The organism is Paenibacillus sp. FSL k6-2145 (genome assembly GCF_037976585.1).
Taxonomy (GTDB): Bacteria; Bacillota; Bacilli; order Paenibacillales; family Paenibacillaceae; genus Paenibacillus.
Genome location: NZ_CP150267.1, coordinates 3,555,180 through 3,568,289 on the forward strand (window position 1 = coordinate 3,555,180; position 13,110 = coordinate 3,568,289).

A 13,110-nucleotide genomic window follows, 5' to 3' on the forward strand; every position below is an offset into this window, starting at 1 on the left:
TGTCGAACCGTGTTCCTTTTTTGTGTTTTGTGTAAGTAATATTAACGCATATAATAAAGTTGAAGACTTATGTCTGTAAATCTCTTGTCTAATTGATTAATGTGATGTAAAGTAAGTTACACGAAATTGTTTTTCACCACAGTTTATTTACACAATCCTCCTCATCATGACAAAACCATAACATATGAAGTTATTGTAATGTCTCCCTGTTGTACAATCCAACATCTCAAGATGACTCGTTCATACATTTTACTTATCCAATCTGCAAGAGAAAGCCACCGATTTAAACAACTTACACGATTCATCAAACAACCTAGTCTATGTTGAGTTTCTTTCATCCGCATTGCTAACGAACGATAACGATACCTAATCCGGTCTCCACACTCCATGCTCAACACGACACGCTCAAGGAGCAGACTTTATAGCATAGCCAGCAGCGTAGTATCCATATGCCTATCAGTATCTTTAATCTACCAACTTAAACTTGCTCTTACCAGTCCATACCCACTCACTGTTACTTATTGACCTTAGTTCAAATAAAACGCAACAATTTCATTCGATTTCATAGATTCATCTCACAAGATACGTTGTTGAACCTTTTTCATTTTCTATAAAAGTAATCAAACGACGTCCTCAATCCATGTGCACGATCTGAAATTTACCTGTATTCCATACGTGTCCCATGCTGTGTTTACATTTCATCCATGCCGTACTTTTCCCATAACATTAATTCAGGTATCACAGGCATCTAAAGCCTTTTATATGATACATAGCACCAAACCGATTGCCAACATTGGAGATCTTTCATGCCAGCATCACACACATTATGAGACAGGGAAGGGTGTTGTACGTATGCGAATGAGAAAGAAATGGATGTCCGGTTTTTTGACTCTGGCTTTGAGCACCGTCTTGGTGTTGTCAGGCTGCTCAAGCAATGAGGGGGCTGGGAATTCGCCTGCTCCGGCGGAAGGAACCGACCCTCCAACCGAAACGGTAGCGCAGGATACGATGATTATGGGACGTGGCGGGGATTCCGTCGCACTCGACCCGGCGATTGTGACCGATGGAGAGTCACTGAAGATTGGACATCAGGTGTTTGATTCGTTGCTGGACTACAAGGAAGGCGGAACAGAGGTCATTCCTGGACTAGCAGAGAGCTGGGAGATTTCGGCAGATGGGCTCAAGTATGTGTTTAAGCTGAAGTCCGGTGTGAAATTTCATGATGGAACTGATTTTAATGCCGAGGCTGTTGTGTTCAACTTCAACCGCTGGGGTGATCCGGCGAGTGAATATAAATTCGAAGGAGATTCCTTCGATTATTACGACTCCATGTTTGGTCCAGAGGACGGACGTGTGATCAAGGAAGTGAAGGCGACGGACGAGACTACGGTGGAGTTCACATTGAACCAGCCACAAGCGCCTTTCCTGCAAAATATTGCGATGACGCCATTTGGCATTGCCAGCCCAACCGCGATTCAGGAGAAAAAAGAAAACTTCAAGAGCGAGCCTGTGGGCACCGGCCCATTTGTATTCAAAGAGTGGAAGCGTAATGACTCCATCACCCTGGAGAAAAACGCGGATTATTGGAAAGAAGGACTTCCGAAGCTGAACAAAGTAATCGTGCGTTCAATTCCGGATAACACCGCTCGCTTCAATGCTCTGCAAAACGGCGAGATTGATGTTATGGAAGACCTGAACCCGGACGATCTGTCCATCCTTGAAGGCAACAGCGAGTTACAGAAGATCGAGCGGCCACCATTCAACGTGGCGTATATCGGTTTTAACTTCAAGAAGAAACCATTTGATAATGTGAAAGTCAGACAAGCTCTCAATCATGCGGTGAACAAGCAGGCTCTTATTGATGCGTTTTTTGCTGGACAAGCTGAGCCTGCCGTGAACCCGATGCCGCCAACGCTATGGGGGTACAACGATACCATTGAGGATTACCCATATGATCTGGAAAAAGCAAAAGCTCTACTGGCCGAAGCTGGCTTCCCTGACGGATTGCCTGATCCGGTAACCTTCTATGCAATGCCGGTATCCCGCCCGTATATGCCTGATGGCAAGAAGGTAGCGGAAGCGATCCAAGCTGATTTTGAGAAAATTGGCGTTACGACGAACATTGAATCTCCCGAGTGGGCAACGTATCTGGATGATGCCAAAGCCGGGGAGAAAGATGACATCTACATGCTCGGCTGGACGGGTGACAACGGGGATCCGGATAACTTCCTGTACACGTTGCTGGACAAAGACGCCATTCCGGGCAATAACCGCAGCTTCTATGTCAACGAAGAGTTGCATGTGTTGCTGACCGATGCGCAGAAAGAAACAGATCAGGAGAAACGTGCCGAGCTTTACAAACAAGCGCAGGCAATTATCAAGGAAGACGCACCGTGGATTCCACTTGTGCATACCACCCCAATTCTGGCGGGTAAATCAAACCTGAAAGGTTTTGTACCATCTCCGCTGGGTAGTGAATCCTATGCTGGGGCCTACTTCGAATAGAGTAGAGGGAAGTTGAATCTGAATATGCATCTAACGCATTAACCATTCTTTCTATCAAAGCGCTGGTGAGACGAAAAGCTTGGCAGAACCCACATCCGGACGTAACTATCCAAAGCATGCGTGTCTGCCGGCGCTTTTTATTTTTGTATGATTTGTCGAAGGCAGGTGAACAGGATTGAACAGCTATATTGTCAAACGTGTGCTTGTGTTGCTGCCCGTACTGCTGGGCATGACCCTGATTGTCTTTTCCATCATCCACGCCATTCCGGGTGACCCGGCCGAGACCATACTTGGGCAAAAGGCAACCGAACAATCCAAGCAGGCCCTTCGTGACCAGCTCGGTCTGGATAAACCCTGGTTCCAGCAATATTTCGCCTACTTGGGCGATTTGCTCAAAGGAGACTTGGGAACATCCATCCGCACCAAGGTGCCTATTGCCCAGGAAATTGTGCCTTATCTGACAGCAACCCTTGAATTAACGATGGCGAGTATGTTGTTTGCTGTCATTATTGGGGTGAATGCCGGGATTGTCAGTGCATGGAAGCACAACTCCTGGTTTGATTACTGCTGTATGGTCATTGCTTTGGTGGGTGTATCGATGCCGATCTTCTGGCTAGGTCTGATGGAACAATGGTTGTTTGCCAATAAGTTGCAGTGGCTACCATCCATTGGGCGCATGAATGCACGAGATCCGGTGGAAGCCATTACGGGCTTGTATGTGCTGGATACGATGATCGCTGGACAATGGAATCAGTTGTGGACCGTGACCAAACATTTGTTACTCCCAAGTATTGCGCTTGGTACGATCCCGATGGCCGTTATTGCCCGGATGACTCGTTCCAGCATGCTGGAAGTGATGAGTTCCGATTACATTCGTACTGCAAAGGCGAAGGGACTGGGGCCGTTTTTTGTTGTATATGGACATGCACTTAAAAATGCTTTTATTCCAGTACTTACGGTTATCGGCATCCAGACCGGATCGTTGCTCGGGGGTGCGGTATTGACCGAGACGATCTTTGCTTGGCCTGGCGTGGGACGTTATATATATGAAGCGATTAGTTCGCGGGACTATCCGGTGATCCAGAGTGGCATTCTGATCGTGGCGTTTTTTTTCGTGGTGATCAACCTGATTGTAGATTTGCTCTACGCCGTGTTTGATCCTCGTATTAGTTATAAATAGGGACTCAATAAAGAACCAATCTGCAGAAGGGAAGCTAAAAGCTTTCTAAAAGAAAGCTATATCGGAAGCATAGGCTGCGCATTTATCATCGGATTTTCGCCTTTAAATAGGTGAATCAATATAATCTGGGTATAACAGCGATCAGAAGAAGATACTGCAATCGTAGTGCTTGAGTGTAATAGAACTCGTTGATCTTTTGTTATATTCATATCCAAGAAAGGAGACGCCGCATGGCCAAATTATCGACCAATACCGGACCATCCATTGACGCTGCGTCGGCGAGCACATCCGGTCCATGGCGGGAAGCGTGGAGAACGTTTCGGAAAAATCGGCTTGCGCTTGCTGGTCTGATTATTATCGTATTTTTTATCCTGTTGGCCTTCCTTGCGCCCTACATCGCACCTTACGATTACAAGGAACAGGTGCTGGTGGATCGGCTTCAGGCTCCTTCGGCAGAGCATTGGTTTGGTACCGATGATCTGGGGCGTGACGTGTTTTCCAGAGTGCTGCACGGGGCGCGTATTTCCTTGTGGGTGGGGTTCTTCTCCGTCATTGGTTCCATTATCGCGGGTACGCTGCTAGGGCTGATTGCCGGATTTTATGGAAAATGGGCGGACATGCTCATCTCGCGTTTATTTGATATCTTGCTCGCATTTCCCGGGATTTTGCTGGCCATCGCCATTGTGGCGATATTGGGCCCGTCGTTGCAAAATGCACTACTTGCCATCGCCATCGTGAACATCCCGACCTACGGAAGATTGGTGCGTTCACGGGTACTTAGCTTGAGACAGGAGGAATTCATTACGTCGGCACGGACACTCGGAGCGGGCAACGGGCGAATCTTGTTTCGCCATATCTTGCCTAACAGCCTTACTCCTCTGATCGTGCAAGGTACACTTGGAATTGGAACGGCGATCATTGAGGCCGCTGCACTCGGATTTCTAGGTATGGGTGCACAACCACCCGACCCGGAATGGGGCAAAATGCTGTCGGACTCCCGTCAGTTTATACAAAAAGCACCGTGGACGCTGATTTTCCCCGGCGTTTCCATTATGTTGACCGTGCTCGGCTTCAACCTCATGGGCGATGGACTACGCGATACCCTTGATCCGAAAATGGCGAAAAAGTAGAAGGGTCTAACTCTAATCGTAACGCTAACTTCTGCTTCAACTCTAACGAACCTACGAGGTTCTATTTTACGATTTCCAGACAATTTCCCAATCTAACGAACTTCACACACGCTATTAGGTGAAAAACTTTCGAATGTGCTCAATAGATTGGCTAAAGGCGAGCAATAGCGTGTCTAGGATTCGTTAGATAATAAATTCATCCTAAAAAGGCTATTTAACGCCTCTGAGGTTCGTTAGCGCGTAACTACCATGCTGTTCAGGACATTCAAGCAACCACAATACCAAGGTACCAACATACTAATATCCCAACGTACCCATACATCAGTCTCAACACAGTAAGGCCGAGGATACTCCAAGGTACATTGGATGGATATGTTTTAACGTTATCTACTACAGCAACAGACACATCACAATCTTTGACTATGCCGGTTCGAACTTTGGTTCGAGGCGGCTTTTGTTTTACCTGCGGGATTACGTTAAAATGATTGATGATGTACATAAGTTGAAGGGTTATTCGATCTTTTTGTTAAAATAACCGCCTGCGTATTGACACCCAATTTTCCCATATGTTATATAAAAGGAAGGGTTTAGCACTCCGATCATTAGAGTGCTAACAAATGATATTTTTACTATACGCCTACATATGGAATGATTCTGTTTTTGAAAATAGATATTGAACCTGAGTCAGACATGCGAAGCCCAAAGGGGCACAACAGACCTGACGCGGCATTCCACGTTTAATAAAAGATATCACTTCATTGATGATCTCTATCCTAAAAATCAGTCGCTGATCAGATGCAAAAGTAGTGCAGGGGACGAAATCGATTAGGAGGAAGCGAAGCGTTCGCCTTTATCACCGAATTTCTCCCTTTTAAAAAGGGAATCAAAGAAATACGGGGATAACAGCGATCCGAAAAACGATTCGTAACCGGAACGGCTACATTGCAGAATGTCGTGCACTTATTTTTACAATGAGCCATTAGAGTAAATCACATATCTGTGGACTAGAGCGATCAAGGTTTTTGAGTCTACTAATGGCCGCAGGATTATCTCAGTTACTTTCTATTTTCAATCAAATCATTCGATATCCAAATTTGAAAGGAGTCAAACCACTCATGGCTAAAAAAGAATTCCAGGCAGAATCCAAACGTTTGCTGGATATGATGATCAACTCCATTTACACCCAAAGAGAAATCTTTTTGAGAGAATTGATCTCCAACTCCAGTGACGCCATTGATAAAATTTATTACAGAGCACTGACGGACGATTCGCTCGTTTTCAACAAAGAGGACTACTTCATCAAGCTCACGATCGACAAAGAAAACCGCACCCTCACACTGACAGATACCGGAATTGGGATGACGCAGGAAGAGCTGGAGAACAACCTGGGAGTTATCGCGAAGAGTGGCTCCCTGGCGTTCAAGAAAGAAAATGAAGCAAAAGACGGTCACAACATCATTGGACAATTCGGGGTTGGTTTCTACTCGGCATTTATGGTGGCGGACAAGCTGACCGTAACAAGTAAAACGCTGGGCAGCGACGAGGCTTGGAAATGGGAGTCCGAAGGCGCGGATGGTTACACGATCACACCAGCTGAGAAAGATTCTGTAGGTACAGAGATCGTCCTGACGATCAAAGGAAATACCGAAGAAGATTCGTATGACGAATTTTTGGAAGAGTACCGCCTGAGATCCATCATCAAGAAATACTCCGACTTCATTCGCTACCCAATCAAGATGGATGTAACGGGTCAACGTCCGAAAGAGGGCACGGAGAACGAATTCGAGGAATACCAAGAAGAACAAACCGTGAACAGCATGGTGCCGATCTGGCGTAAAAATAAAAGCGAACTGACCGAAGAAGATTACAATAACTTCTATATGGAAAAACGCTACGGTTTTGACAAACCGCTCAAACACTTGCATATCAGCGCAGATGGCGCAGTGGTATACAATGCAATCCTGTTTATTCCGGAGAATACGCCGTTTGACTACTATACGAAAGAGTATGAAAAAGGCCTTGAGTTATACTCCAACGGTGTATTGATCATGGATAAATGCGGGGATCTGTTGCCAGACTACTTTGGATTTGTTAAAGGTATGGTGGATTCGGAAGACCTGTCCCTGAACATTTCCCGTGAGATGTTGCAACATGACCGTCAGCTTAGCCTGATCGCGAAGAACATTAAGAACAAAATCAAGAGCCAACTGCAAAGCCTGCTGAAGGACGAGCGTGAGAACTATGAGAAGTTCTATCAAGCGTTTGGTCGTCAATTGAAATATGGTGTATACAGCGACTATGGTGTGAACAAGGATACATTGCAGGATCTACTATTGTTCACGTCTTCCAAAGAGAGCAAACTTGTGAGCCTGGACGAATACGTCTCCAGAATGCCGGAAGATCAGAAGTACATCTACTATGCTTCAGGTGAGTCCATTAGCCGTATTGAGAAGCTGCCACAGATCGAGGGTGTTCTTGAGAAAGGGTACGAAGTATTGTACTTTACCGATGACATCGACGAGTTTGCAATCAAGATGATCACGAACTATAAGGACAAAGAATTCAAATCCATCTCCAGTGGTGACCTGGGTATCGAAGATAGCGCGGACAAAGAAGAAACGGATGCTCAGGACAATGACAACAAAGAGTTGTTTGAAGCGATGCAAGCTCAATTGGTGGGTAAAGTCAAAGCTGTTAAAGCTTCCAAACGTCTCAGAAGCCACCCGGTATGTTTGTCCACTGAAGGTGAGCTGACGATTGAAATGGAGAAAATCCTGAAAGCTATGCCGAACAGCGAAAACGTACAAGCCGACAAAGTGCTGGAAATCAACGTGAATCACGATGTCTTCAAATCGTTGAAAGACGCTTTCGCGCAGGATCAGGAAAAGCTGAACCTCTACACTAGCCTCCTGTACCACCAGGCATTGCTGATTGAGGGATTGCCAATTCAAGATCCAGTAGAGTTCACCAACGATATCTGCAAGGTGATGGTGTAAACTTCTGCGATATCGCAGTGATGTAAGAACGGTGCACTGAATCAAAGTGATGGAATGTTCCATACAGTTTCCGGGTGAAAGACTCAGAGCTCATGTAGCCTGGAAACTACAAAATACCCTTGCACTCACCTTCTCCACCCCGACAGGGCGTTTCAGTCCTGTCGGTTTTTTTTTGTTTTTACCCACAACGGGGAGGGCGCGGGGGAGACAGACTATCATTGAAGCAAATGATGATATTTTTTAAATTGAACTTGATCTTCACTCGATTTTAGCGAGATAACTGGTGAATACCATTATTGTATTTAAAGGACAGCAAAAGTAGTGAAGGGGACGGAATCGATTCTGAAGAAGCGAAGCGTTCGCCTGAAAGCTTTCTGTAAGAAAGCTGCATCGGAAGCATACGCTATTCCCGAATTTCTTCCTTTTTAAAGGGAATTCAGAAAACCTGGAGACAACAGCGATCATAAGAACGATCCGTAACCGGAACGGCCACCTGTTGGCACAGTGAGTACTTATGGTTGTTCTGCAATGTGAGCGCGCATATGTGAATAATGAGTTCAATATATAATCATGATGATTTAGATGCACGAATGATAGTCTGGCAGGGTATAATAAAAGAATAGGACTGTTTATTACAAGTTGATGTAAGAAGAGATGACAATCGCAGACAGGTTTTACTTTTCGAAACCACAGATGTTGTGTATAATCACTCAAAATAGAGACAGTCGGCTAGGAGTGATCCCCATGCAATGGAACGATCTGAGAGAACATAGACAATATCCTGAATTAACCAAATTGGATGGATCTCGTGCAGCGTATGAACGGGACTATTCGAGACTCATTCATTCACCGACCTTCCGTCGGTTACAGGGCAAATCGCAGGTGTTTGGCGCAGGAACGGGTGATTATTATCGTACTCGCTTGACCCATTCCCTGGAGGTGGCACAGATTGCCCGAGAGGCTGCCCGAAGTTTGATTCGCCGTTTTCCTGAGGTAGACTGGGACCGTGCGGACAACCCCGGCCTTATTATTGATTCAGAAGTGGTGGAGTGCGCTGCAATCGCACATGATTTTGGTCACCCGCCGTTTGGACATAAAGGTGAAGAAGTATTAGATGGTATTCTGGATGACCTCATTAACACCGAGGCTAAGAAAATCATGAAAAAAAGCCGCAGTGCCAAAGTTCCCAAGGTGGAGTCTGAAGTCCGTGCCGAGTTAAAACGAAAATACGAGCATTTTGAAGGCAATGCACACAACTTCCGTCTCATTATGCACTTGGAGAAACGTGAAGATATCGACGGATTGAATCTGTCTGATGCGGTATTACTAGGAATCAACAAGTATCCGTACCCTGGGACAGAGAGCAAAAAAGGCATGTATCATCATGAGTGGCAATATATTCGGGAGATTCGTGACCGCTGGAACGTGCCGGCAGGCAAGAAGACGCTGGAAGCACAGTTGATGGACCTTTGCGACGATATTGCTTACTCCTCACATGACCTGGAGGATGGCATCAAAGCAGGCAAAATTGAAGTACATGAGCATTTCCTGCAAGATCCGCATGTGAATCGACTGATTGTGGATAAGATTACAACGCTGGAGGATCTGTTCTGGAACGGATGGACCCGAGAAGCGATTGGGCAAAAGGTAGAAGAGGTCCTCGCTTCGTTCCTGCGCATCTGGAATGAGAAGATGCCGTTCTGCGAGCATGATTACTCGCGTACCCGTCGTGAAGTGAAAGCCTATTGGGTGAGCTTTTTTGTAGGCAGCCTAGGCGTTATTGACGACGGCGACTGGAAGAAGGTAACTTTTGTCCGTGAAGGGGCTGAAGACCTTGATATGCTGCGTACGGTGAGTGTGCTCAAGAGTTTTGCCTGGGTGACCATGATTCGTGACCTACGTGTACAGCGTCTACAGAAGCGCAGTGAGTGGATGATTAAGCGATTATGGGATGCATTCCTCGATCCGGAAACGTCCAAATCCATTATTCCATCCGACTGGCTGCAACGGTATGAGAAGGATCAAGCCAAAGCTCAGCCGATCTGGACTTGGGAACACATGGTGATCGATTATATCGCAGGAATGACGGATGCATTTGCCGAGAAAATATATAATGAACTCTACGGTCTGAAGGTGGGTTCGATCTACGATCTGGATTAAAATTAACCGATATAAAGGGAGATGAGACGCGTGGCTAAGCGAATGAGTGAGATGTTCAGTCTGGGCGTACTTGACCTTGTGCCAAGGTTAAACGATGCCACAGCGGAACAGGCACTTCAACAATCGCTGACACTTGCGCAACATGCCGAGGCTTGGGGATACGCCCGATACTGGACATCAGAGCATCATGATATGGCTGAACTGGCATCGGCCTCTCCCGAAGTACTGTTATCGCACATCGGAGCAAGGACAACAACGATCCAACTTGGCTCTGGTGCGGTCTTGTTGCCGCACTATAGCCCACTCAAGGTTGCGGAGTCGTTCCGCCTGCTGGCTGCGCTCTATCCGGGGCGTATTGAGCTTGGGCTTGGACGTGCTCCTGGCGGTGGACCTCATGCCACGATGGCACTCAGTGGCAATTACTTGCACCATGTGTCCAAGCTGCCTGAATCGCTCGCAGCACTCACAGAACTGCTCGAGGACCGCTACATGTACGAGGATCATCCCGTGACAGCTCGTCCGATTCCCCAGCTCCCGTTATCACTCTGGATGTTGGGAACTAACGTGAAGAGTGCAGAATTTGCGGCACGGTTTGGCATGGGATATGTCTTTGGTCAATTCATGAGTGATGCCGATGGTACAGAGGCTGTAAGGCGATACCGAGAAGGATTTATTCCCAGTGCAACGATGAAGGTGCCTGAGGTTATGGTGGCAGTGAGCGTATTGTGTGCCGAGTCAGAGACGGATGCTTTGGACTGGAGTCGTGACATGGCGGAGAGGCGCAAGCTGGATGGGAAAGAACGTTCAACGGAGCCGAATTCAAGTGGTATCGCGGTCTCTAACACGAGTGATGAAGCCGTTAGTGATCAAAATGAATCGGTACGGCACTATGCAGGCACACCTGAGCAGGTATGGGCTCGATTGCAACAGGTGAGTCGCAGGCTGGATTCGGAGAGGTTGCTTCTGGTTACGGCAGGACCAGATTATGAGCGCAGGTTGGATTCGTATCGATTGCTGGCTGAGCATAAGACAGCAATACTGAACTAGGCTGATCGCTTTATGATGTTAGCCGTTGAAATCGGAACAAACCGAAGAGCTGCAGATCGGGACTTTACCGTATGCTGCAGCTCTTCGGTTTGGACTTTGTCAAGATTCAACAATCTTTTACAAAACCAAGCATCTTAATGACAAAATAATGTTATAATACTTTACGTCTATTTTCCTATCGATATAATATAGATAAGCTCTTTTGACAAGAGGTCAAAAGAAGGGGAAAACAATGACAAAAGCACCTGAATTCGGGATGACCGAAGAGGTCAAGGGGGAAATCATATGTTCAGCAGATTCAAGATCAAGAGTATCGGTCTGCGTATCAGCATCGCGTTCTACTTGTTAATCCTCTGTTTAATTATTTTGAGTGTCACGATTGTCACCCGGATGAATTCAATTGAAACCAATACTAACGAAATTACGAACAATTGGATGCCATCAATCCAGCAAATTAATCGGTTAAATTATACCACAGAGCATGTCCTGTCACTAAGTTATCGTCACTTTGACGCGGAAGAAACAGACAAGGCATTTTTGTCAGAAGAGCGTACCAAGTATATTCGTGAAACGACGCAGGCGATTAAAATCTATGATCAGCAGGAGAAGTCTCCGGAAGAGCTCGAACACTGGACTGCGTTCAAGAACAAGTGGGAAGCATATCTCAAGATTAATACGCAATCGATTAAGCTGAGTGATGAGGGTCAGACACAGCTGGCGAAGGAAGTAGCTGATAAAGGTGCTGATTCCTTTGACACCATGCAAGTTGATCTCGATTATCTCGTGGAATACAATCAGGAACAGTCCAATCTTGCGGCGGCCCAAACGATCAGATCGGTGCAGGATGGTAGGTTAAGCATCATTATTGGCGTTCTTGTCATGATTGTCATTACAGCGATCAGCATTCCGATTATTCGTTCACAAGTCGTGAAACCACTGCTACGTGTCATTAGTGCGGTGAAACTGATTGCAGAAGGCCAATTGAATGTTCAGGACATACATACCAAACATGAGGATGAAGTCGGTGTTCTGGCCAAAGCGGTGAATGACATGAAAGGTAACCTGACTTCCATGGTTCTGAGCGTCAGACGAATTGCGGAAGCTGTCAATCTGCAAAGTGGGGAACTGGCAATATCCTCAGAAGAGGTTAAGATTGGTAGTCGCCAAATTGCTGTGACCATGGAAGAGTCAGCCAAGGCCGCAGAGAGCCAGGCAGAGACAGCCGTGGAATCAGCCCGGACGGTTGAAGCGTTGAATGATCACATTCAAAATCATACGGAACAAGGCAGCCAGCTGCGCGTCATGTCGGATCTTGTTCTGGAACAAGGGCTGAATGGTCGCAAGGCGATGGAACAGTCGGTGCAGCAGATGCAACAGATTTCCGGTTCGGTCTCGGCTTCCATGAACAAGATGGAACGGTTGAATCGTAAAAATGAAGATATCTCCAAACTGGTTCAGGTCATACATGACATTGCACGCCAAACCAATCTGCTTGCATTGAATGCCTCTATTGAGGCAGCACGTGCGGGAGAGAGTGGACGTGGATTCGCTGTAGTGGCATCAGAAGTGCGGAAGTTATCTGAGGCTGTGCAGACTTCGGTCGAAGAGATCACGGCGATTACCGAGGATATTCAGCAGGAGTCACAAGGGGTGGTTGCGGAATTACGTACGGGCGTTCAGGAAACCGAACTGGGTCAGGAACATGTGCTTGCTTCAGGTCAACTCTTCCGTACAATTAACGAATCGGTGGAAGGCATGGTTGGTGTCATCAGCACGATGACAGATGGACTGGCAGGCATGCAGGAAGCAAGCGGACGAATGAATGATTTCAGTCAGCAGATTTCCGCTGTTTCGGAACAATCGGCAGCGAGTGTGGAAGAAGTTTCTGCATCGGCGGAAGAGCAGGTAAGTTCCATGGAAACGATTAGCGGCAACATTCAAAGTCTGAAAGAATTATCGGAAGATTTGCTTACATCCATTGAAAAATTAAAAATATAACCTTCTTCTTATAATAGAAGAAGCTGGAATCACGCAGGCGGCAATTGGTGAGATATCAGTATGATATATGAGCTGTTGGCCTATAACGTTTGCT

Annotated in this window: 7 protein-coding genes; all 7 read left to right on the forward strand. The window is 46.4% G+C overall.

Annotated elements, in window-relative coordinates:
* Nucleotides 1–858 precede the first annotated feature (858 nt).
* Nucleotides 859–2,505: an ABC transporter substrate-binding protein gene (locus tag NZ043_RS15630; protein WP_133386701.1), complete on the forward strand. Its 1,647-nt coding sequence runs from the start codon at nucleotides 859–861 to the stop codon at nucleotides 2,503–2,505.
* Nucleotides 2,506–2,680: 175 nt separating this feature from the next.
* Complete coding sequence (locus NZ043_RS15635) at nucleotides 2,681–3,685, forward strand: ABC transporter permease (protein WP_076209595.1); 1,005 nt, start codon at nucleotides 2,681–2,683, stop codon at nucleotides 3,683–3,685.
* Between the two features lie 230 nt (nucleotides 3,686–3,915).
* Nucleotides 3,916–4,815 carry a nickel transporter permease gene (nikC, locus tag NZ043_RS15640; RefSeq protein ID WP_124117053.1) on the forward strand — a complete coding sequence of 300 codons (900 nt, stop codon included), beginning with the start codon at nucleotides 3,916–3,918 and terminating at the stop codon, nucleotides 4,813–4,815.
* A gap of 1,115 nt (nucleotides 4,816–5,930) precedes the next feature.
* Entirely contained in the window at nucleotides 5,931–7,811 is a 1,881-nt protein-coding gene (htpG, locus tag NZ043_RS15645) for a molecular chaperone HtpG (RefSeq protein ID WP_133386704.1), read from the forward strand.
* A 744-nt stretch (nucleotides 7,812–8,555) separates the two neighbouring features.
* Nucleotides 8,556–9,971, forward strand: coding sequence for a dGTP triphosphohydrolase (gene dgt / locus NZ043_RS15650; RefSeq protein WP_076209597.1), 1,416 nt, complete (start codon nucleotides 8,556–8,558; stop codon nucleotides 9,969–9,971).
* Between the two features lie 42 nt (nucleotides 9,972–10,013).
* Nucleotides 10,014–11,018, forward strand: a complete 1,005-nt coding sequence (locus tag NZ043_RS15655; protein WP_133386850.1) for an MsnO8 family LLM class oxidoreductase — start codon at nucleotides 10,014–10,016, stop codon at nucleotides 11,016–11,018.
* Nucleotides 11,019–11,303: 285 nt separating this feature from the next.
* Nucleotides 11,304–13,016, forward strand: a complete 1,713-nt coding sequence (locus NZ043_RS15660) for a methyl-accepting chemotaxis protein (RefSeq protein ID WP_133386705.1) — start codon at nucleotides 11,304–11,306, stop codon at nucleotides 13,014–13,016.
* Nucleotides 13,017–13,110: the final 94 nt, after the last annotated feature.